This is a genomic window from Thiomicrorhabdus sp. Milos-T2, assembly GCF_000702325.1.
Classification (GTDB): Bacteria; Pseudomonadota; Gammaproteobacteria; order Thiomicrospirales; family Thiomicrospiraceae; genus Thiomicrorhabdus.
This window is the reverse complement of record NZ_KL370891.1, coordinates 170,452-194,201: the sequence shown is the minus strand read 5'-3', so window position 1 is coordinate 194,201 and position 23,750 is coordinate 170,452. Positions and strand designations below refer to the sequence as shown.

The following is a 23,750-nucleotide window of genomic DNA, read 5'->3' as shown; positions in this document are numbered from 1 at the left end:
CATCTTTATGTTATACAAACGTAACATTGTAGTAACACCTGCCATTTAATATTTTTATAAACATTTACAAGTGAATATTATTGGGCATAAAAGATGACAACCTCTACAAATGATTTACCTTTCGAAAACCAAACCGCTGATAACAAGAAAAACAAAAAAACCAGTAAACTTCTCGACTCAGCCGTAAACAATACTTCAATATTTTCTCGAAAAGGTTTTTTAGACCGTCTATTTACTGCCTGGTTTAATCGCTTAGTCTACCCTCAAATTTGGGAAGACCCTGAAGTGGATATTAAAGCCCTAAAAATTAACTCAAATTCACGTATCTTCACTATCTCTTCCGGTGGTTGCAATGTACTTAACTACTTAACTGAAGAACCAGAAAACATTGAAGTCGTTGATTTAAACGAAGCTCATATTGCACTAATCAAACTTAAGCTGGTTGCAATTGAACACCTACCAAGTTATGAATCATTTTTTGACTTTTTTGGACGTGCCGATTTGGTAAAAAACCTTGATCGTTACGAGGCGTACATTAAACCTAATTTAGATGCTGAAACACTCGCTTATTGGGAATCAAGAGAACGCCCTTGGAGCTCTAAACGTATTACTTATTTTACAAATGGTTTTTATAAACACGGTTTGTTAGGGCATTTTATTGGTCTTATTCATTGGACAGGTAAACGTTTTGGATATGATATCTCTAAAGTAATGCAAGCCCGCACTTTAGAAGAACAGCAACAACTATTTGACCAACATGTTGCCCCTATTTTTGACACAAAATTACTTAAATTTTTGTGTAATCGTTCAATGGTGTTATACAGCCTGGGCATCCCTCCTTCTCAGTTTGATGAGATGGATCGCGACTCCAAAGAAGCTCAAATTGGCATGCACACTTTACTTAAAGAACGCGCTAGACAATTAGCCTGTGATTTTCCATTAGAAGACAACTACTTTGCTTGGCAAGCCTTTAACCGTAGCTACGACACCCAAAACCGTAAAGCTTTACCACGCTACCTAAAAAATAATAATTTTGAGCATTTAACTAATAACGTTGATCATGTCAATGTACACCATATGTCAATGACCCAGCGCCTTAAAGATCTTCCAGATAATAGCCTAAATGCCTACCTATTCTTAGATGCTCAGGATTGGATGGACGACAAACAACTCACTGAGCTTTGGCAAGAAGTGAACCGTACTGCAATGGATAATGCCCGTGTTGTATTTCGTACGGCTGGCGATACATCGCCTTTAGAAGAAAAATTACCAAAATCTATTTTAGGCGAATGGCAAACCAATGTAGCAGACAATATTAACTTCACTAAACAAGATCGTTCAGGTATTTATGGCGGGGTTCATCTTTATATTCGTAAAACAGAAACTACTGCAAATCCAAATTCTGAAGACCTTAAAACCGAACAAGAAGCCGTATAATTATGGACTTAACTCATCCGTCCATTGCTTACGTTGAAATATTAAAACAACTTGGTATAAAACAAGCCATTCACAATGTGCAAACTAATCTAGATGTTCTGGTTGTAGACGGTGAACCCGTGCCCACAACACTTAACAACCAAGAGTTTGACAACAGTTATGTGTGTTCACCTTACACGGCTTATATTTCTTATGCCGAAGATGAGTTACAACTTATTCAATCTCACTCGCAGCGTAGACTGTTTTGGGTTGCTATTCGCATTGCAGAAAAACTATTAAAACTGGCTAAAATCAACCAAACCTTATCCATCAATAATTGGTTAGTCTCTACTAATTTACCACCCAAATGGTCACCAGAATCCATCCCAGAACTTATCAATAAACTTATCCATAGCTATCCAACACATAGCTTCAATATCCGCTCTTTAAACTTGCATACCAATGCACAACTCATGCAAGCTTTGCAGGATAATGACTGGTTGTTAATTCCAGCAAGACAAGTTTATTTATTTGATAATATCGATAGACAATGGTGGAAACGAAGTCACACCAAACGTGATCAGAGTTTTCTGAAAAAAACCCATTTAACACAGATTGAACCTAGTGAGCATGTAAAATCTGATTTTACCGATATAGCTGAGTGTTTTAACATGCTGTTTATTGAAAAGCATTCACACTTCAACCCACAATTTAGTGCAGATTATCTATATGAAATGCACAAAATGGGCTTTATGCAGTTTTATAGTTTTAGAAATCCAGAAGACCAAAAAATCATAGCCTCCATTGCCCTATTTACTCAACAGGAAATCATTACCACGCCCATTGTGGGTTACGATACGACTCAACCTAAAGAGCTAGGTCTTTACCGTTTATTAATGGCCGTTTTATTAAAAGAGACCTATGAATCAGGCAAAATGATGAACCTAAGCTCTGGGGCAGGAAGTTTTAAACGCGTACGCGGTGGTAAACCCATTATTGAATATACCGCTTTTTACACACAGCACCTCTCTCCTGGCCGAAAGTTAATCATGCAAGGGTTTGCAAAACTCCTCAATAAGTTTGGCCCTAAGGTGCTTGAAGATAATCAGATATAAAACGGAGACAGTCTAAAAACATCAAATGCAGACTATCTAGTCTATGTAGCTTATATAGACTAATCGATTTATATAGAATAATCGATGAGCATAAATATAAAAATGAGTAACTTACCAGGCCTGGTAAGTTACTTTAAGAACAAGTTTAATTGTTTTCGTGACCCACTTCTATCCAACGCAATAACTTAATTTCACCTTCCAAGGTTTCTACAATTGCAGTACAAGACTCTACCCAGTCGCCGCAATTTAAGTATTGGATATCATCAATCATGCTAATTTCAGGGTGATGGATATGCCCGCAAATCACGCCTTGATAACCTTCTTTTTTACAATCATTAACGACCGCTTCTTCATAAGCCGAGATAAACGACACCGCCCCTTTAACTCGTTGCTTAACATAAGAAGACAGCGACCAATATCCCATCCCAAATTTACGACGCAACTGATTAAAATAGCGATTTAATACCACTAAAGTTTCATAACCCCAGTCACCAATAATCGCTAACCATTTATGCGTTTGTACAACACTATCGTATTTATCGCCATGAACCACTAAAAATTTGTCACCATTTGCGGCGCTAAACACGGTTTCATCACACAGCTTAATGTTGCCAAAATCTATCCCCGAATAACGACGTAAAAAATCATCGTGATTACCCGTAACATAAATAACGTCTGTATCACGTTTTGACATGGTTAAGATACGTCTAATGACATTAGTATGAGATTGCGGCCAATAGATACGTTTTTTTAAACGCCAACCATCAATAATATCACCCACTAAATAGAGCTGTTGGCAATGATTGTACTTTAAGAAATCCGCTAGAAATTCGGCTTTTGCCCCCTTGCTTCCAAGGTGAGTATCTGAAATAAAAATGGTTCTATATTGCTGTTTTTCATGGTTGTTTTCTGCCAAAATAAAGTCATCGTCAGCAATTGACGTCATCCAATCTGGAAAATGAATTTGTGACTCTATTTGACTGCTTAAATTCGGGGAGTGCTTATTCATATTACAATCTCTAAAAGTAGGGTTTCTAATACCAGTCTAAAAACCTATTTTGACAATAATATTACCGTTACATGAACAAAACCCCCACACAATTTAATCCAGCTATCATCTATTTTTAACATAATGCATATAAAGTTAAAACATGAACTCTAATGCCACTCAATCATCTATTCAAAATGTAGATAATCAAACTCTGCAATCGCTTAATGAGCCCGTTAATCAACAGCCCATTAAACGTCTAACACTGGTAACGGACGCTTGGTTTCCGCAAATTAATGGCGTAGTGACAACTCTAAGCAATTTGGTTTTAGAACTCACTCATCAGGGTATTGAAGTTGATATTATTCAACCCTCAGAATACAAAAGTTTTCCGCTACCGACTTATCACGAAATACGCTGTGTCTGGCGACCTAAAGATTTAGAAAACCGAATACTTAACTTTAAACCAGATGCGATTCATATCGCCACCGAAGGTTCCCTTGGTTGGTTTGCAAGACGTATCGCAATCAAAAACAAGCTCCCTTTCACCAGTGGTTATCACACTCGCTACCCAGAATATATAAGAGCTCGACTGCCTATTCCTATGGTGGCAATATATTCGTTATTACGGTTTTTTCATGCTCCCGCTCAAAAAACTCTAGTACCCGGCCAATCAATCTTGCAAGACCTTGAAGCCAAAGGGTTTAAAAATTTAGCCTTAATGACACGTGGCGTCAATATAGACGTATTTAACCCCCAACAAAAACAGGATATGAATTATAAAAAGCCCATCATGCTCTATGTTGGGCGTATTGCCCCAGAAAAAAACATTGAGGCGTTTTTAAAAATTGATATACCAGGCAGCAAAATCATTATTGGCGAAGGCCCTGATTTAGAGCATTTAAAGGCGACCTACCCTCATTGCCATTTTTTAGGCGCCAAAAAAGGCAATGAATTAGCTCAATTTTATGCCTCTGCAGATGTTTTTGTTTTTCCATCCAAAACAGATACTTTTGGAGTAGTGAATATTGAAGCGATTGCTTGTGGAACGCCTGTAGCCGCCTACCCTGTTACCGGCCCAAAAGATATTATTACTGAGGGTTTAAATGGCTCAACCCATAACAATTTACAAACCGCTATTCAACAAGCGCTGATTTTGCCTAAAGAAAATATCCACTTAAGTATTCCACAATTTAATTGGCCGCATGCGGCGCAACAGTATTTACAAAATCTCAGCCCTATTGATTGGAACTCAAATAGTAAAAACAAATCCAATCCAAATTAAAATTAAAAAAAACCGTGCAAAGGTCTCTAATAGATTGATTTCTCAATTATCTGCTTTCATAAACGGTACAATACCCCTCATTATTTTTTAACATAAAGCCCTTTCTTATGAGTAATGCACAACTGATTTTGTTAGATAAACGTAACCAACCTCTTAAAGACTATCTTGTTGCGGTTGCCGCCTCCGATGGCTTAAACATTAAAGGGGTTGAAGTGATGGCCTCACCAGCAAAAGGGCAAAAATCATTACTCAATGCCAGCATTTATATTCCTCCTTTAGAAAAGCTAGACTACAACCCTAAAAAATTAGCGGAAGAGTCAATGTCTAAACTTATTATTGGTGAAGAAATCATTAATATTGAGCAGTTTATTGAACGCTGTTCTGAAGATGAAACCGTACGTGCAGCTTTAACAAAGTCGGTGACTCGTTTTGCTAAAAAACTGACTGAACTCATCAAAGAATTTTGTGATTCTGAGGTTATTCCGCTTATTCAAGAAAAACGTAATGATGCGCTATTTAAATTAAAAGAGCATGCTAAAACCTTAAAGGGTAAAAATGTCGTCTGCATTGATATAGAAGCCACTAATGTTTGTACTGATCCGGAAGCCGATATTATTCAATTATCCGCTTGTGATATTCATGGTAAAGAACTCTTTAACCAGTTAATTAATCCTGGATATGATATTCCTGAAAACGAAAAACATAATATCACCACCGAAATGGTTCAAGGCCAACCCACTCTTGGGCAGGCCTGGGATAATATTCACGACACTTTACTTAAAGCAGATATCGTTTTAGCCTACAGCACCGAAAGTGACTTTATGTACTTAGAAAAAAGTGCCGAAAAGAAAATGCTGACATTTGATTTAGACTATAACACCTGGTTAGATGCAGCAGAATTAAGTAAAGACCTAATTGGAGCCATGCGCTGGCACAGTGAAAACATGTACTGGTTCTTTAAAACCCCCAAACTCACCCATGCCTATGAAGTGGTATTAGGTAAAGAATTCCCTGGTGATGCGCATGATGCCTTAGCCGATGCTCGAGCAACCGTAGAACTTTTTAATGCGATGCTCGAAAAAGGCGCTCAGTCTAAGATAGAAGAAAAGAAACCTAAAAAGAAAGAAGCTCCCATTACCAACAACCCATTTGCCGCGTTGGCTCAGCTTAAATAAAGGCAAAGAATATGTGCGATAAACATTCAGAAACCACTTTTAAACAACTTGAAAAAGCTCAGCAAGGTGAAGAGTTTGATTGGGACGCGTTAAAATCACAAATTAAATTTGATCAAGATGGTTTAATTCCAGCAATTGCTCAGCAGTTTGATAGCAAAGAAGTTTTAATGATGGCTTGGATGAATGCAAAATCTCTGCAAGAAACCCTTGAGACCGGACGCGTTTGCTATTGGTCTCGCTCACGTCAAAATTATTGGCGCAAGGGTGAAGAGTCTGGACAAATTCAAGTATTAAAATCATTAAGTTTTGACTGTGATGGCGATACGATTTTACTGCAAGTAGATCAAACTGGCCCAGCTTGTCACTCTGGTCGTAGAAGCTGTTTTTATACTGAAATACATAATAATAAAGCGGTAATCACTACAAACCCAATCATTAAGCCCGAAGATTTATATAAAAACCTTTGAACGAGACGGCTGCAAAAAAAATGGTTAAAATGTAAAAGCTTAGATTTAATCAGACAGTGAAGTGATTGAGAAGCCTTTTAAAATATTACGCCTTTGCCTTAAATTTTGTCACTCAGGCTTCCCGTTACTTTTTGCAATTTGGCAAAAAGTAACCAAAAAACAAACCCCACTCCATAAATGAGCAAGTTCTAAGCTTGTGAACTGAAAACGCTGAACTCGCTACGCTCAAACAGCAGCGTTTTTTTACCGTTCACTACGCTAAGAACTTTGCACCATTTATTACAAGGGGACTTAAGGCGTTTGTCCAAGCTTCAATTTTAAGCATCAAAAAAGTGGAAAATAACTCAAATCTAATAATGATTTTTTATCAAGTTAGGTTAGTAATTAACTGGTGTCTTGTCTGATTAAGTTTAATTTTTTACAGTTAAAAACCGCCGGAATATTTCGTGGGAAAAATTAAACCGTCAGTCTGTATTCAGTAATAAGGGCTTCAATAGGAATATTCAGGCCTGAATGCAGCTTACGAATCATTTGAAGCGACAGCCTTCTTTTTCGGTTTAAAACTTCACTTACTCGGCTTCTTTGCCCCAGATATGGAACTAGGTCTGCATCCGTCATACCCTGTTGCTCCATACGAAACTTAATGGCTTCAATTGGATCAGGCGTTTCAATTGGGAAATGCACTTCTTCATAGGCATGAATCAATTCAACTAGCACTTCAAGTTCATCACCTTCTGGAGTATTGTGCTCTGCATCAAATAAAGCATCAATTCGGTTTAATGCATTTTGATGATCTTGATTGGTTCGGATAGGTTTAATATGCATTTCTCACTCTCCTTAAATAGTGCTTACATCAATCGCATCATATTCTTTGTGAGTTCCAACAAAACGAATATAGCACATTGAAAACTTATAATTAACAGCAACGACAAGCCGATATTTATTGCCATGAATGTTAAAAACAACTCTATTATTTCCAACAAAACTAGCGCTTCGATATTTTCTTTTAATATCTTGAGGTATTTGCCAATTCGCGTGTTTAGCCTCATCAAACCAAGACTTTAATGCTTGTTCAGAATCCAAATATTTAGGATTTTCCCAAAAACTTCGAAGTGTTGCACGTGAAATAATTCTCATATTTCCCATTATGGGAATTTTTTAATCGTTGTCAAGGCTATACTCGCACTATTCAGAATATCCATACAAAAATAAGAGCTTACCCACAAACTATTAATGACCAAAGTATTTACCAGGCCTGGTCAGTTGTTTTTTTCAAATAAATGTAAAATACATTTCAAATAAATAGAGTCATTGAACTTCAACTAATTTAATGACTATCAAAACTCTCAAGTGTATTCATATTTTTAAATGCATGCGGGCAACAGTCTGCAAAATTTGCTTGAGTAAATGCATTTTCTTTTACCCACCGATGCACGCTCAAATGTCCCATATCAATGGCTTTGCCGAGTGATAGCATCATAGAACGATGCATCATTAAATACAGCGGTTGCAAACGTTCTCCATCATTCACCGCTACGATAGGATTAGGTTGTTTTTGATAAGCCGAAATAAGCCTTTCAACAAAATCATTGGGAATATTAGGATTATCACACGGCACAAACACAGCCCAATCATGTTCTATATATTTCCAAGCTGCGTGCATACCCGCTAAAGGCCCAAGAAACCCTTCATAATCATCTGAAAACAACTGCTTAGAATAGGGCTGATATCGTTCTAACTCTGCGTTGGCATTAATCCAAAGGGATGTTACTTGATTTTGTAATATCGCCATAATCGGCTTAAGAATAGGTTCACCTTTGTATGGCAACAGGGCTTTTTGTTGATAACCTACCCGGCTACCTAATCCTCCAGCAATAATAACTCCAGAGAGGTCATTAACATTAAGTTTTTTTGTTGCTACAAACGCTGTTAAACGATTACCTTCTTTGCTCATTGCGCCCACTTTATTAAAGTTGCATCAAACTGCTCTCTATTAATCGGTTTGGCTAAAAAATCATTCATTCCAACTTGAAAACATCGGCTTCGATCATCAGTCAACACATTAGCCGTAAGCGCAATAATGGGAACTGATGATTGCTGATAACTCAGCGCCTCTTCTTTACGAATGATTTTAGTGGCATCAAAGCCATCCATAACAGGCATTTGGCAATCCATTAATATTAATTGATATTTACCCTCACCTAAACGCCAAAAATCCACCCCTTTCAGACCATTTTCAGCAATATCAACTTTTGCTCCTAAGCGTTTTACAAAAGCCTTGATAACATTTTGGTTAATTGTATTATCTTCAATTAATAAGACATTTATGCCTGTTAGCGGCAGAGAATCCATATCTTCTTGAATGACAGTGTCTTCATGTGAGATTAATGCATTAGATGCGGTAAATTTTGCCTTTTCTTCTGAGGCAGGTATCTCTAATGGCAACCTAACCTGAAAAGTACTGCCTTTATTTATCTCTGACAAAACAACAATATGACCATTCATCAAATCCACTAACTGCTTACAAATCGCTAAACCTAAACCGGTACCGCCAAACTTTCTTGAAGTTGATTCATCGGCCTGAGTGAAAGAATCAAATAGTCTATTTAAATGTTCTTTAGCTATACCGATACCACTATCTTCAACTTCAATTAACAACCCCTGCACCGGATAATTGTCATCTTCATCTGCCCCTGCATCTACACCTGTATCTGCATCTGCTTTTGCAGGAGTGACTTTAATTTGAACATGGCCTTGTTCGGTAAATTTAATGGCATTGCCCACTAAATTAAAAAGCAATTGTTGTATACGTAATACATCACCCATAAAGGTTTCGTGTAATTCATCGCTGTAATGTAACGTTAAGGCTAAGCCTTTTTCTTCAGCCATTGGCGACAAGAGATGAAGCGTCTCCTCTGCAGCCTGTTTTAAATTAAATTTAACATGGCTTAACACCACCTTGCCTTCATCTAATTTGGCAAAATCTAACACTTCATTAATGATATTGAGCAAAACATCGCCGCTTTGCTTAATCGCTTGCAAATATTCTTCTTGAATTGGAGTTAATGGCGTATCAAAAAGCAGGTCTGCCATACCTAAAACACCATTCATTGGCGTTCTAATTTCATGACTAATCGTCGCCACAAAACGACTACGAGCTTTCGCTAAATCCTCAGCTTCCTCTTTGGCAAGACTTAACTGCTTTTGAGCTTGTTGCTGCAGGGTGACATTACGAACCACCTGCACTAATAAGGGCTTAGCATTGAGCTCTATACTATTTAAACTAATTTCAACGGCAACTAAAGCTCCATTGGCACTTTTTAGATACAATTTATCCATCTCCGAGACGGCATTAGTGTTTAACGATAACGCCTCAATAAAAGCCTGTTTTAAACTTTCATAATGGGCTAAGCTTTCAGTATCTAACCAATCCCTAAACACGGCATTAACCAATTGTGTTTTATTGCAACCTAATAAACTCTCAGCTGCGCGGTTTGTATTTAGTATTTTACCGTTTAAATCTAAAACAAAAATTGCCTCAGGAACCGATTGAATAAGATCTGTCGCATTTTTTTCGGCTGTTTTTTGAGCATGAACCGAGGTGATATAACCACGAATACTGTCTGGTTGACCCGACGAGTTATAAAGAATATGACTCAGATCGTAAATCCATTTAAAGCCTTTATTATTGGCTTTTCTAATTCGGTAAACCATCTCAACACTAGGCAGTTGATTTTTATAAGCATTAATTAACGTCTGGCGAACCATTATCGCGTCTTCAGGAAAAATCCAATCTAAATAGGGTTTATTGATTAATGCCTTACTCGTTTTAGCAAACAACAATTCAGCATTAGGTGAGGCATATAAGACCAACATTTTTTGATCTATCTGCTTCTCTAATAATACTGTAGGCCCAGCATTAAACATCTCATCATGCACCGCATCTTGACGAATCTTTTCTTTTTCCTGCTGTAACGTTCTCACTAAAAAAACCACAATGGCAACAACAACAAAGAAAGCCATAAATAAAGCAAGAGCAATTAAAACAATATGCTGAACATATTTTTGATGCTCACTAGCATTTATTAAAGCTCTAACTTGCCAACCTATATTTGCAACTGGAACAATCGCAAGTACATCTTTACCATCATCTGTTTTTAACATTTGGTTAATGAATTTAAAATGTGTATTACCCTCATCAGTCTGCACTCTATTTTTACCTAGCAAAATATTGTTAAGAGGAGCTTGTTGAGCAATCACCAAATCATACTCTTTGAAGTTTGGACTATTAATAAAAGGCTCTAAAGGCTTAAAAGAAAGTTTTACCCAAAAACCGGCTATTTCATCCCCAACGATAATTTGTTGAAAGATATCAAAGTGATTTAGACCACTTTGAAAATGATGGGAACGTACATTAGAGACTGACGGCACTCCTGCATTCATTGTAAATTTAATTAAGTCGCGGCATTTTTTTCCTATACCATCATTATGACTGGCAACAATCACGTCCCCTTTTTGATTAACAATGGCAAATTCTGTATTTTTTGGAAAAAGGGAATCAACATCATCGCTAATTTCGGCCAAGTCGTAAGGGTAACCGCCCCCTTTAGAGAGTTGTAAAATACGGTCTTGATGATGTGAAACAATCGATTTAACTAACAGCTGATGCTTTTCAACATAATCACCAACATAAGAGGCTAATCCATTAGCAGAAAGTTGGGCTGCCTGAGTTACTCTAGATTCATTTTGTAAGACGATGTAATAGACCAACGCAATGACTAAAACCGCTGCGCTCAGCATGCTTAACCAAAAGGTTAATGGCAAATTAAAAATAGCCATACGTGCTTTTTTTGACAGTAATGATTGTTGACGAAATTTAGTCATAGTTATGGTTTAGTTATGATTTAGTTATTGTGAATCAAAATTATGTTTAATTATCATTAATCAACTATATTCATAAGTTATGATTAATTGCATAAAAATGGATAAAAACCATTTTAACCGCAATAAATTTGCTTGCCTATAGGGTTTAACTTTTATCATAAAATAAAATAAAACCTTAACATTGGTAAGTATATTGCTAGATTCAAATTAATATTAAAATGTAATGTAAATAAACATATCGATTAGAACGACTTTTTATTAAAGAGTTTTAAGAAGAAAGTCGCTGAATGGAGCCACATAAATGCGCAATAATCAGCCTATAACTAATGAAGAATTTGTCATACCTGAAGGCATGACCTTAGTTTCTAAAACCGATTTAAACGGAACTATTCTTGAATGTAATGATGCATTTGAGATTTCGAGTGGGTTTAGCCGAGAAGAGTTGATTGGTCAACCTCACAATATAGTTCGTCATCCCGATGTTCCTGAAGCGGTTTTTGAGGATATGTGGAACGCTTTAAATGCGGGTTTTCCTTGGACTCAAGTTGTTAAGAACCGTAGAAAAGATGGCGGTTTTTATTGGGTAAGAGCAGATGCAACGCCATTATATACCAATAACAAGATTACAGGTTTCATGTCGGTTCGCTCTCGGGTTGAGCGTGATGAAATTAGTGCCGCCGAAGAAGCCTATAAAGCCATTAAACAGGGTCGTGCTAAAATGAAAAATGGCCGGGTTACTAGAGGCCTAGATTTTCTACCCATTAGCAATAGTTTCTTTAGACTCAATCCCCCGTTACAAATTACCATTTTAGTTGCGTTTTTGTACCTAATCCCTTACATCGTTTATGCTGATATGACAGGTCATTCTTTACTCGAAATGGTTTTAGTGGGCACACTCGGCTTAGTTCCACCTTATTTATTTGGGATGGTTCAATTAAGATCAGGTCGAACTATGCGCAGAATCATGAGGGGGATTGCCAGTAATGAACCTTACCAAGACCAATGGTTTGACCCAACGACTTTTAATGGCAAAATGACTGCAACCATTAAATCTGCGGCTTTAGCGGCAAGAGAGCGGCAAGAAGAGACAGAGTCTCAGTTAGATGAAGCAAACCGTTTAAAACTGGCTTTGGATGAAATTAATTCTAATGTCATGATTGCCGATCAAAACCTCAATATCGTCTACATGAATAAATCAATGATCACATTCTTTGAGGAGCGTGAAAGCCGATTAAAAACTGCACTGCCCAACCTAAAAACCGATGAGATTATTGGATCTAATATTGATATTTTTCATAAAAACCCCGCTCACAACCGAGCAATGCTCCAAAAAATTACAGAACCTACCTTAGCGCAAATTATTGTTGCTGGCTATCACCTTGACCTAAACGTTGTACCCGTAACTAACCGCGCAGGCATTAAAACCTCGACGATTGTTGAATGGCAAGACAAAACCTCAGAAGTTCAACTCCTTGAGGATGTTCAATCAGCCATAAACAGTGCCAAAGCGGGACTATTAAGCGAAAGAATAGACATTTCAAAAACCGACGGTATTGCACGACAGTTAAGCGAATCGCTTAATGATTTAATAGAAAACATTGAAAAACCGATAAATGCCACTGTCGGTATTGCCATGGCAATTTCAGAAGGTAAGTTAAATGACCATGTAGAAGGTCAATATCTTGGACGTTTTGCAGTAGTGCAAGACAGCCTTAATGTGGCGGTAGATAACTTAAGTGCGATGATGTCGCAAACAAAATTAGCTATTGAAAACGTACAAGATGGCTCATCACAAATCTTTCAAGGCAGCGTAGACCTAAACAACAGAACCCAAGACCAAGCCGCCTCTTTAGAACAAACCGCTTCTAGCATGGAACAAATTACTGCTGCCGTTAAACAAAATGCAGACAATGCACGTGATGCATCTGATCTTACCCAGAGTAGCGCACAATTGGCTCAATCGGGCGTGACCGTAATGGATAACGCCATTGTTGCCATGGAAGAGATTAACGATTCTAGCCGTAAAATTAATGACATTATTAGTCTAATCGACAGTATTGCCTTTCAAACCAACCTACTTGCGCTTAATGCCGCGGTTGAAGCGGCAAGAGCTGGCGAGCATGGTCGAGGCTTTGCCGTAGTTGCCGGTGAGGTAAGAACCTTGGCACAAAAATCAGCGGATGCTGCTAAAGATATTCGAGTATTAATTGAAGACACGGTTAAAAAAGTGTCTGAAGGAACACATCATGTTAAAGATTCGGGAGAGTCTTTACACAATATTGTGGAATCGATTAACAACGTAAATCAAATTATTGAAGAGATGGCAAACTCGAGTTCAGAACAAAGTGAAGGGGTTGGACTCATAAACCAATCCATTACTCAAATTGATACGGCCGTACAACAAAATGCCGCCTTAGTTGAAGAAACGGCAGCAACTGCCGAAGAACTTGGGCAAATGTCTAATTTAATGACATCCAATATAGATATGTTTACGCTTAACCCCGCGGTTGCCACAACAAACCTTGCTTCTGGTGATGATAGTTTTGACTTTACCAAAGCTCGAAGCGGACATAGACAATGGCGTGTTAAAGTCAGAGCTTATATCAATGATTTTGATGTTAATTTTGACCGATCAACCGCAAGCGATGGAAGTAAATGTGCGTTAGGTTCATGGATTTATGGCGCTGGTAATCAATACGCAAGCTTAAGCTCTTTTAACAACTTAGAACGCAACCATGCAGATTTGCATAGTTTTATTGGGGAAATCCTACAATTAAAAGACATTGGTGACATTGAAACCGCAAACAACAAAATGTCTGAACTAGAGGCGAAGAGCACTAAAGTCATTGAATTAATTACGGCTTTAGAAACTGAAATTGCCCATGGTGGCGGCTACATTCCGCAAGAAAAACCAAAAACGATAACTCACACTCAAGCACAACCAAAGTTAATTGCACCAAGCAACTCAACCCCCGTGCAAAGTGAAATTAAAACCCCAACACTTCAAGCGCCTACCAATCAAGAAGATGAATGGTCTGAGTTTTAACTTTAACGCCTAGCCAAGCCTATACTAGCCTATCTAGGATTAAGGTCAAAGGTTAACGTAAAAGACTAATAACCAAAAAAAACACCGCTCAGGCTTTATACCTTGGCGGTGTTTTTTTATTTATCAATCACTAAAAACCATCAAACTGCCACTAGAATCTCTCGCAATACCATTGTTGCAAAACTCCCGGCTGGCAAAGTAAATTTAAGCCTTAAATTAAGCGTCGTCATGTTGGGTTGCATTCCAGGGGATTGCATTCCAGGGGATTGCATTTCAGGGGATTGAATTTCATTGAGTAAACTTTCATCCGTTAACACCGATTGAGATGGTTCTATTAACTCAAACGCCCATTCAAGATCAGGTACACCTAGAACTAAAGAACGCCTATCTTGCTTTACTCTATTGTTAGCTAAGGCATCACACCAGGCCTGGTAACTCTGCACAATTTGACTTTCTAATGCCAAAGCATCCGCTTTTGTTGGCAGCTCTCCATCACCAAAAAGCCCACCTGTTGGACTTAAATAGCCCTCAGTCACTCGTTGCTGTAAATCAGCTAAAACTTCGGTTCCGTCAGCTGCAAACCATTTGTCTGAACCTGTTAGTTGCAGAATATCCCCAGGTAGTACTTTATTCCAGTTTTGCTGTTGTACTCTTTGGCTTAATAAATCGTTAAACATCCAAGAACGCAGTGCCGAAATATATAAACTTTGTTGGTTATGGTTACCTCGGCTTCGCCCCCGGTAATTTTTACCACGCTTTTTAGATGCATGGCGAGAGTCACTTGCCAGTAACTTTTCACCCTCTCTTAAATTATTGGCATTATTACCAAAACGTTGCTCGCCAAAATAATTAGGAACGCCCTGCTCTAATACTTTCTGTAAACGTTTTTCTAATTGTTGCTTACTGTTTTCAACATTATCAAATCCAGTTTCAGTTGGGGAGGTTAAAGGCTTAATATCTCTAATCAATAATTCAAAGGTATTTCCTGCCAAGCCACCACGTTGTAACTTACGGTTATGGCGTACCATTTTTAAAATTTTTACACCATCAACCTTTAAATCTTCTGGATTCGGGTTAGGTTTGCCGGGTAATTGAATACTAAACCACTGCTGGGTCACGGCCTGGCGGTCTTTTTGCCCTGCAAATCCAACATTGGCTTTAGCCGTACCAGCCCAACTTGCTAACATACCGGCTACCCAATCCGTGTTTTGCCCAATTTTTTCTACCCAACACCAAAGATGTTCACCTTCACCGCTAAATTCATAATCAATCTGTTCTGTGACCTTAAAATCTTGTGGAATAGATTTAAGTAACCCCTGAAATGAAGGCTGTCCATTCACATAAGCAAAGCAAGAAAAATTGGGTAAGGTTTCGGCAATAGAGGGTGGTAACATAAAAATCTCAAAATAAAAAAGCCTGGTATTAACCAGGCCTGGTAGTTTAGTTTTTAACAATTTTAAATGGGTATATGTATTTTATGATTGATTAAATAAATCTTTAACCACGAAGACACGAAAGCACGAAGATTTTTAATATTTAATACCAGCTTATAGGCATAACTTAAGATCGTTAAGCTATGATTTTCTAAGCGCTTTTATTTATTTTTTATCTTCGTGCCTCTGTGTCTTCGTGGTTAATTTTTACAATACTGGATAATCATTCACAAACTGGCAATTACAAACCAGCAATCACAAACCGGTAAAAATCTTTTCCGCAATCGGTAACTCTTTACCTTCAGGCTTTTCATTGTAAATTTGTACTAGAACCTGTTTGATATTGCCGGGTAAGACATAATCTTTAATCAATTGACGAGCATCCACCGGCGAATCTTTATGAATGTACAAATAAACATTACGTAAATGGCATTTGTTGTCTGGATCAGAAGCCAGCGGGCGTAAAGTTCCAAACCCGGTAATTTTTACGTTCTCTTTGGTGATAATGGCAATTTTATGATAGTAGTTTGAAGTTAAAGGCTTATCAAAACAGATTTGCAACACTCTATCAAAGTTGCCCGACCCTTTATCCAAACCACTGACGACTTTAGCCGAGGTAATTTTAACCGGATCTTTACTGCAACCAACTAAGGTGAGCAAACTAATTAATATTGCCCCTAAGATTGGAAATTTAAACCATGAATTTTGCATAACCACCTCACCTTTAAACGTTTTAATATTTAGAGACTTTTGCACAAATCGGTACAAAAGCACAAACTTCAAATAAATCATAACAGATTGAGATATTTTGCACCTTGCCCGTTTTATACACTTGGAGGCAAAGCACTTATTTAGGCGTTTACCTGTTGAATACCTGCAACTTGCCAATTACCTTCGTCACTCGCTAAACGACGAATATGCCAAATTTCATTAAAAGCGTGAGCCCCTTTAACCGCATCTTCTTGAATAAAGCCGGTAAAACGGACACTAACAACAAAGAACTCACCATCAACCGCCATCGTAGCAATTTCAGCATCTAAGGTATCAACAACCGTTTGGTTATCTCCGGCTTGTACCCCTCTTAATTCTTTTTGTAATTCACTAAATAATTCTGCTGTGCAGTAAGATTCAATCTCACTTAAATCAACATTATCCCAAGCCTTTTGCAGAGTAACAAAATGAGATTTAGCGCCCTCAACAAACCCTTGCTCATCAAACCATGCAGGAATTTCATTTAAAAACTGGGCATTGTGACTGGTGCCCTGCCCAATGCCATCTTCTAAATCAGCGCCAAGAATTGAACCTGTATTAGATGACGCACTCTCCATTGCAGAGTTGTCATTGGCCTGACGAAATGCATTTTGCTGATGATTTAATGAATCTTGATTTGTTCTATATTGATTAGCCGTTTGTTGGTCAGAAGTTTGTTGGTCAGTATTTTCGGTATAGCCACTTTGATACGCTTGTTGCGAATGGCTTTGTGCCTTTCGTGCAAACAACTTAAATAATACAAAGGCAATCAGAGCAAAGAGTAAAATGTCAAAAAATTGCAGGCCTTCAAAGCCGTCACCAAATAGCATTGCCGCCAACAAACCGCCCGCAGCTAAACCCGCTAAAGGCCCCAACCACTTTGATGCACCAGAAGCTGGACGCCCAGCCGCACCCGTTTTAGATGGCGCAGATTTAGGAGCCGCTTTGGGTGCGTTGTTATATTGCTTTGGCGCGACTTGTTTGTTGTAACCAAAACTTTTACCCATTCCAAAGCGTTTAGCCTCAGCAACTTGCGTTACCGACATAAGGGTAAAGAACAGACTCAGCATAATTACCGAAACAGACTTAAATTTAATTAAGGATTTCATTTATAAACTCCTAGCGTTTATTTTTGGTTTATTTTTATGTTTACAGTTTTTAATTTAGTTGTAATTGAACAGGTATTATAAAAGTCTCTAAGATTGTTTTACACAACGAGAAATAGTGTAATCTTTTCCTTGCTTCACTTTCTCGTAATTACCAAAAACTTCCATAAAATTCCGTTTCATATATTGTCTTAGACCGTTAATGGTGACCACTACAAATTGCCCACCTGGTGCAAGTTGGTCGTGTACATCATTTAATAGAATACTTAGCATCTCTTTACCCACTTTAGCAGGAATATTAGAGACCACCGTGGTAAATTGAATATCTTTAGGCACCGCACTTAAGCCGTTAGATAGATACGCTTTGGCATTTGGTAAACGGTTAATACCGGCATTAGTATTGGCATAATCAACCGCTACAAAATCTTTATCCACCATATGCACTTGTCCTTTAGGTGCATTCGCCGCAATGGCTAAACCAATTGGCCCATAACCACAACCAATATCTAAAGCGATTTCATCTTCTTTAATGTCAAGGTACTTTAAAAAAAGGTCTGTTCCTGAATCTATTTCGCGCGGGCTAAAAATTCCCCAGGTTGTCGCAAAGGTTAATTCTTTACCGGCCAAATTCGCTTGTATATGTAAATCTTGTTTTAATTCTTCAATGGTTGCCACGGTATTTCCTAATAATGTTCTAAATCTAGTGCGTTTTGAATTATCATATTGTACCTTTTCTCAAACACTGAATTTAAAAACCGTAAGTAGTCCATTACCTCATGCACAGTTTAAATGAAAGACAACGCCAAGCTGTAAAGCACATTGATACCCCTGCACTGGTTCTTGCTGGAGCAGGCTCGGGTAAAACTCGTGTTATTACCGAGAAAATCGCTTACTTAATTCGTCAATGTGACGTTAAATCACACCATATTTATGCGGTTACCTTTACCAATAAATCGGCTAAAGAGATGAAGGAGCGTGTAACAAAACTGCTTAAAGATGAAAATACTAGCGGTTTAAATGTTTCCACTTTTCACAATTTAGGCTTAAATATTATTCGCCGAGAGTACAAAGCCTTGGGCTATAAGTCTAACTTTTCAATTATGGATGCAGCTGATAGTGGGCAAATCTTAAAAGAGCTTATGCTTAAACAAACTATTGACCCAGAGGTTTTGGACGGGGTGCAATGGGATATTTCAGGCTGGAAAAACGCGCACGTTTCACCCGAGGAGGCGATTAACCAAGCTGAAGATGCTCAACAACAGGCTCGTGCCATACTGTATCAAGCGTATCAAAAACAGCTTAAAGCCTACAATGCGGTGGACTTTGATGACTTAATTGGTTTACCCGTTAAGCTGTTTAATGAAAACCCTGAAATCTTGCAGAAATGGCAAAATAAAGTTCGTTATTTATTGGTGGATGAGTATCAAGATACTAATGCTTCACAGTATGCTTTAGTTAAACAGTTAGTGGGCGTGCAAGCGCGTTTTACTGTGGTAGGTGATGATGACCAATCCATTTACGCTTGGCGTGGTGCACAGCCAGAAAACTTGGCAATGCTTAAAGAAGATTTTCCGGCATTAGAACTGATAAAGCTTGAGCAAAATTATCGTTCAACCAATCGAATATTAAAATCAGCTAACCAATTAATTGCAAATAACCCTCACGTATTTGAAAAAAGCTTATGGAGTGAAATGGGAGCAGGTGATCCGTTACGAGTCATTGCTTGCGCCAATGAAAACCAGGAAGTTGAGCGTGTGGTTTCTGAAATTATTGTGCATAAGTTTAAATACAAAACCAAAAACCGTGATTATGCCATTCTCTATCGTGGTAATCACCAGGCACGTTTGATGGAGCGCGCTTTACGTGAACAGAATATCTCTTATGTAATATCTGGGGGTAAATCATTTTTTGACCATGCAGAAATCAAAGATATCATGAGTTATTTACGCATCATTGTTAACCCTGATGACGATGCCGCATTTTTAAGAATTGTAAATACACCGCGCCGCGAAATTGGTGCCTCTACTCTTGAGAAATTAGCCACTTACGCAACAGGGCGTGGCATTAGTTTATTTGACGCTACCCAAGAATTTGGATTGACCACCATATTGTCAGACAAGGCTCTAAAACGTGTGCAGCACTTTGGTGAACAACTATTAAGCTGGATTCAGGAAGCCGATGGCGCGCAAGGTGAAGAAGTGCCCTCTTTTGTTCGCCAGCTAGTTGAAAAAATTGAGTATGATAACTGGATACACGAAAACGCAAGCAATCCTAAAAGTGCCGAACGTAGAATTAATAATGTACGTGATCTAATTTTATGGATTGAACGCATTGTCAATAAAGCCCTACAAGAAGACGGTGAAGAAAAGCGCCTAGAAACAATTGTGACTCATATGGCCTTAATGGATATGATGGAACGCAACGAGTCAGAAAAAGAGCACGATATGGTTAGCCTAATGACACTGCATGCCTCTAAAGGACTTGAGTTTCCTCATGTGTTTTTAATTGGTATGGAAGAGGAGCTGTTACCGCACAAACAAAATTTAGAATCACCAGGCCTGGAAGAAGAGCGCCGATTAGCCTATGTAGGAATTACGCGTGCACAACGTTCTTTAACCATGACCTATGCGACTAAACGTCGTAAATATGGTGAAGATATGGCGTGTGAACCGAGTCGTTTCTTAGAAGAACTTCCTCCAGAATCATTACAATGGGAAGGCAAACCTGGTGTGGTCGTTTCTAAAGAAGAGCAATTAGAAACCGGAAATGCCCATATTGCGAATCTAAAATCATTTCTAAAAAAGAATTAGCGAGTTTTCAATGAACACAGTGATTAACCCTTTTGAATTTGCCCCAATGCCACATATTCATTTTGGCTTAGGGATTCGCCATAAACTAATTGAAAGCCTGCAACAAACCCCTCCCAACTCCATCGTCTTAATTACTGGTAAAACCTTAGCTCATCCAGGAGAGTTTGGGGATGTTCTTTATCAATCACTCTCCGCATTTTGTAACGTTAAACACTTTATTGTCTCCGGCGAGCCCTCTCCAGAGGTAGTTGATAATATCGTGACCGACTGTGAGGCAGACAGCGGCATGGTCATTGGCTTAGGTGGCGGAAGTGTTTTAGATGCAGCTAAAGCCATTGCCGGATTAATTCCAAGCCAAACGTCGGTTATGGACTATTTAGAAGGCGTTGGAAAAGGTAAGCCGTTTCACGTGAAAACCTGTCCTTTTATTGCCATACCCACTACGGCAGGAACGGGCAGTGAAACCACCAAAAATGCGGTTTTATCTAGAATTGGCGAATTTAAAAAGTCTTTTAGAGATAACAAACTCCTAGCCAAGCAGGCCTGGTTAGATCCAGAACTACTAGCCTCTTGCCCTAAAGAAGTCCTGTACTCAACCGGAATGGATGCTTTTACTCAGTTACTTGAGTCTTACACCACCTTAAAACCTAACCCAATGACTGATGCTTTAGCTTGGCAAGGCATGACCCTTTTTAAAGGGGCGTTTAAAGACATTAATAGCACCAACCCAATAGACCAACAAAACGGATACAGCCATTTAATGCTTGCGGCTTCACTATCAGGCACCACTTTAGCCAATGCGGGACTGGGTGCGGTACATGGTTTAGCCGGACCAATTGGAGCATTTTTTGACGCTCCACATGGAATAGTTTGTGCACGCCTGTTAGCCCCCATTACCCAAGCCAATATTAAAAGCTTACAAACACTAGACACACCTCAAGCAAAAGTAACGCTTGAAAAGTACCAAAAAGTAAGCCAAATGCTTAATCCTCAACAAGATCACAATCAATTACTACCAGGCCTGGTCACATTATTAAAACAATATGCCAATCAATACACTCCACAAGGCCTTGCAGAATTTGGATTAACTAAAGACAACATAACCCCAGTCATTAAAAACTGCCGAAGCGGCAGTATGCTGGGGAATGTTGTCACTTTGAGTGATGACCAATTAATTGAAGCGATTCACCAAGCCCTTTAGTTAAACTAAGCAAACACAAAGCAAAGACTGATTAGAACTAACCTAAGACTAAGCGGCTAGCCAACTATAAATTCAAGCCTACTCTTAAATCTGTCATTTTTGCCTATTTTTACCTGCTAAAGATAGTCTAAAGCTAGTAATACGTCTTAAAAAAAGGTTATTATTAGGCATAAAAAAACTTTCCCGTCACCTTTTAGAGACATTGAGAAAAGAAAATGAAACATTTAATCCCTTTACTAGCCCTTTGTTTAGCAAGCGTTTTAACCAATGCTCAAGCAGAGGATGCGAAACCGATTCCTTTAGACTATAACCCTGCAGGCCAAGAAACCGAGGCGTTAAAAAGTATTCCAAGCCAAGATGCGAGCATTGTTGAAAACGCCTATCAAGACTTAGATCAAGACGGTGTTTTAGATAAACTCGATCAATGCCCTAATACCATTTTGCATGTAGACGTAGATTCTAGAGGGTGTGAGTTGGATACAGATCAAGATGGCGTATTTAACCGTTTAGATCAATGCCCAGGAACACCTCCTGGTGTTAAAGTTAATCGCTTTGGTTGTGAAGGCGATGAAGATAATGATGGCGTAGTCGACAGTAAAGACCAATGTCCTGGAACGCCTGAAGGAACACAAGTAGATGAAGTGGGTTGTAAACTTATTGGTGATACGGATAAAGATGGCGTGAACAATGCGGATGATTTATGTCCAAATACGCCTGAAGGCACTACGGTTAATTCACATGGCTGTGAGCCTAAAACCTTTGCGTTAAGCAATATTGTGTTCGATTCATATCAACATAATATTCGTGATGACCAAGTTAAAATCTTACAAAATGATATTGGTGTACTAAGCGAACTTAAAGATGACCAAGTATTACTGATTACGGGTCATACTGATTGGCAAGCAAAAGCACCAGTAAATGAGCGCTTATCTTGGCGTCGTGCAAATAGCGCTAAAGCTTTTATACAAGAGCAACTTCAATTTGACCCTGAACGTATCTACATTGACGGTAAAGGTGAAATGGAACCTATCGCCGATAACAAAACCGCTGAAGGTCGTCAGAAAAATCGTCGCATTGAAATGAAAATTATTTTAAAAAGCGAGTTGCCAAGCGATGCTAAAACAACCATTCCAAAAGAAATGTTAGTGCGTTAGAAATAATTTTAGAGACCTTTGCACCTAGACAAGGAAATGAACTCTCTTTTACTATTTAGTCAAATCTTTAACAAAGGCAACCCGATGGTTGCCTTTATTTTTTGAGTAGATAAACTGTCATCATGAACTTACCTTTAATTAAAAAGACATGGCAAACCTGGCAAACTTTTTTGCTGATTTTGTTAACCGCTTCAATCGCGGTGTTTGTTGTTGCGGATGGTTCACCACAAGTTGTCACTAAACTTGAAATTGAGATGACTAAAGTCAAATATGGAGGCCGAGCGGCGGACAGATTAGTTCAGTGGCAAGAATTAGTTGATGAAAATCAAAACGAATCCGAAGAGGATAAGCTTGAAATTGTTAACGACTTTTTTAACCGTGTTCGGTTTATAGACGATATTGTTCATTGGCGTAAAAAAGATTACTGGGCAACTCCGCTTGAAATGTTAGCAACCGATGGAGGAGATTGTGAAGATTACTCAATCGCCAAATACTTTACTCTAAAAGCTCTTGGCGTCCCCGAAAGTAAACTCTATATCACCTACGTTAAAGCAATTCGTTACAATCAAGCTCATATGGTTTTAACCTATTTTAAATCACCTAAATCAATTCCTGTCGTTCTAGACAATATCAATAAAAGAATATTAAAAGCGACACGAAGAAAAGACTTAGTCCCTATTTACAGCTTTAATGGTGACGGATTATGGTTAGCGAAACAACGTGGTAAAGGCAGATCGGTCTCGGGCGGAACGTCAAAACTAAAAAATTGGAACAGTCTACTTAAAAGATTGAACAACTAACAGAGACCTTTGCACGAGAGTATGCACGAGTAAAAATGGTTTTAGATGCCCCTTGAGGGTAAAAATTCAACTGATTTTTGTTGAAAACCTTGCGAATAGCTAGCTATTCCCTGCGTTTTC

At 38.4% G+C, this 23,750-nt stretch carries 19 protein-coding genes; 10 read left to right on the top strand and 9 right to left on the bottom strand.

Features of this window, described 5'->3' with window-relative positions; all coding sequences use genetic code 11:
• Positions 1–93: 93 nt before the first annotated feature.
• On the top strand, positions 94–1,437 hold the full coding sequence (locus BS34_RS0100805) for a BtaA family protein (protein WP_084151534.1): 1,344 nt from the start codon (positions 94–96) through the stop codon (positions 1,435–1,437).
• A 2-nt stretch (positions 1,438–1,439) separates the two neighbouring features.
• Complete coding sequence (locus BS34_RS0100800) at positions 1,440–2,531, top strand: hypothetical protein (protein WP_029406662.1); 1,092 nt, start codon at positions 1,440–1,442, stop codon at positions 2,529–2,531.
• Between the two features lie 145 nt (positions 2,532–2,676).
• Here BS34_RS0100800 and BS34_RS0100795 read toward each other — a convergent pair whose 3' ends face one another.
• Entirely contained in the window at positions 2,677–3,540 is an 864-nt protein-coding gene (locus tag BS34_RS0100795) for a UDP-2,3-diacylglucosamine diphosphatase (protein ID WP_106379955.1), read from the bottom strand.
• 142 nt (positions 3,541–3,682) lie between these two features.
• Between BS34_RS0100795 and BS34_RS0100790 the strand changes: the two genes are divergently transcribed.
• The 3 genes from BS34_RS0100790 to hisI all read left to right on the top strand — a co-directional run bounded on the left by BS34_RS0100790 (position 3,683) and on the right by hisI (position 6,446).
• Complete coding sequence (locus tag BS34_RS0100790; protein ID WP_084151533.1) at positions 3,683–4,804, top strand: glycosyltransferase family 4 protein; 1,122 nt, start codon at positions 3,683–3,685, stop codon at positions 4,802–4,804.
• Between the two features lie 107 nt (positions 4,805–4,911).
• Positions 4,912–5,979, top strand: a complete 1,068-nt coding sequence (locus tag BS34_RS0100785) for a 3'-5' exonuclease (protein WP_029406659.1) — start codon at positions 4,912–4,914, stop codon at positions 5,977–5,979.
• Between the two features lie 11 nt (positions 5,980–5,990).
• Complete coding sequence (gene hisI / locus BS34_RS0100780) at positions 5,991–6,446, top strand: phosphoribosyl-AMP cyclohydrolase (RefSeq protein ID WP_029406658.1); 456 nt, start codon at positions 5,991–5,993, stop codon at positions 6,444–6,446.
• Positions 6,447–6,902: 456 nt separating this feature from the next.
• On the opposite strand, the gene BS34_RS0100775 is transcribed toward hisI, so the two are convergent.
• From BS34_RS0100775 to BS34_RS12435, 4 genes are all read right to left on the bottom strand, one after another.
• Positions 6,903–7,271 carry a helix-turn-helix domain-containing protein gene (locus BS34_RS0100775; RefSeq protein WP_029406657.1) on the bottom strand — a complete coding sequence of 123 codons (369 nt, stop codon included), beginning with the start codon at positions 7,269–7,271 and terminating at the stop codon, positions 6,903–6,905.
• 12 nt (positions 7,272–7,283) lie between these two features.
• The gene (locus tag BS34_RS0100770; protein WP_233993121.1) at positions 7,284–7,592 is read right to left on the bottom strand and encodes a type II toxin-antitoxin system HigB family toxin; all 309 of its coding nucleotides are present in this window, start codon (positions 7,590–7,592) and stop codon (positions 7,284–7,286) included.
• Positions 7,593–7,773: 181 nt separating this feature from the next.
• Positions 7,774–8,400: a molybdenum cofactor guanylyltransferase MobA gene (gene mobA / locus BS34_RS0100765; RefSeq protein WP_051640607.1), complete on the bottom strand. Its 627-nt coding sequence runs from the start codon at positions 8,398–8,400 to the stop codon at positions 7,774–7,776.
• A complete protein-coding gene (locus BS34_RS12435; protein ID WP_051640606.1) occupies positions 8,397–11,330 on the bottom strand; it encodes a PAS domain-containing hybrid sensor histidine kinase/response regulator in 2,934 nt (977 codons plus the stop codon). The genes mobA and BS34_RS12435 overlap by 4 nt, the downstream gene beginning before the upstream one ends.
• Before the next feature lie 301 nt (positions 11,331–11,631).
• On the opposite strand from BS34_RS12435, the gene BS34_RS0100755 reads away from it, so the two are divergent.
• A complete protein-coding gene (locus tag BS34_RS0100755) occupies positions 11,632–14,376 on the top strand; it encodes a methyl-accepting chemotaxis protein (protein ID WP_029406653.1) in 2,745 nt (914 codons plus the stop codon).
• Between the two features lie 140 nt (positions 14,377–14,516).
• Here BS34_RS0100755 and truD read toward each other — a convergent pair whose 3' ends face one another.
• The 4 genes from truD to BS34_RS0100735 all read right to left on the bottom strand — a co-directional run bounded on the left by truD (position 14,517) and on the right by BS34_RS0100735 (position 18,340).
• Complete coding sequence (truD, locus tag BS34_RS0100750; protein ID WP_038126215.1) at positions 14,517–15,770, bottom strand: tRNA pseudouridine(13) synthase TruD; 1,254 nt, start codon at positions 15,768–15,770, stop codon at positions 14,517–14,519.
• A gap of 294 nt (positions 15,771–16,064) precedes the next feature.
• Positions 16,065–16,520, bottom strand: a complete 456-nt coding sequence (locus tag BS34_RS0100745) for a hypothetical protein (RefSeq protein ID WP_029406651.1) — start codon at positions 16,518–16,520, stop codon at positions 16,065–16,067.
• A gap of 140 nt (positions 16,521–16,660) precedes the next feature.
• Entirely contained in the window at positions 16,661–17,668 is a 1,008-nt protein-coding gene (locus BS34_RS0100740; RefSeq protein WP_051640605.1) for a Tim44 domain-containing protein, read from the bottom strand.
• Positions 17,669–17,755: 87 nt separating this feature from the next.
• Positions 17,756–18,340 carry a class I SAM-dependent methyltransferase gene (locus tag BS34_RS0100735; RefSeq protein WP_029406649.1) on the bottom strand — a complete coding sequence of 195 codons (585 nt, stop codon included), beginning with the start codon at positions 18,338–18,340 and terminating at the stop codon, positions 17,756–17,758.
• 101 nt (positions 18,341–18,441) lie between these two features.
• Between BS34_RS0100735 and rep the strand changes: the two genes are divergently transcribed.
• The 4 genes from rep (at position 18,442) to BS34_RS0100715 (ending at position 23,630) form a co-directional block, all read left to right on the top strand.
• A complete protein-coding gene (gene rep, locus BS34_RS0100730; protein ID WP_029406648.1) occupies positions 18,442–20,475 on the top strand; it encodes a DNA helicase Rep in 2,034 nt (677 codons plus the stop codon).
• A 10-nt stretch (positions 20,476–20,485) separates the two neighbouring features.
• A complete protein-coding gene (locus tag BS34_RS0100725; protein WP_029406647.1) occupies positions 20,486–21,676 on the top strand; it encodes an iron-containing alcohol dehydrogenase in 1,191 nt (396 codons plus the stop codon).
• Positions 21,677–21,891: 215 nt separating this feature from the next.
• Positions 21,892–22,830: an OmpA family protein gene (locus BS34_RS12060; protein ID WP_051640604.1), complete on the top strand. Its 939-nt coding sequence runs from the start codon at positions 21,892–21,894 to the stop codon at positions 22,828–22,830.
• Between the two features lie 122 nt (positions 22,831–22,952).
• On the top strand, positions 22,953–23,630 hold the full coding sequence (locus BS34_RS0100715; RefSeq protein ID WP_051640603.1) for a transglutaminase-like cysteine peptidase: 678 nt from the start codon (positions 22,953–22,955) through the stop codon (positions 23,628–23,630).
• Positions 23,631–23,750 lie beyond the last annotated feature (120 nt).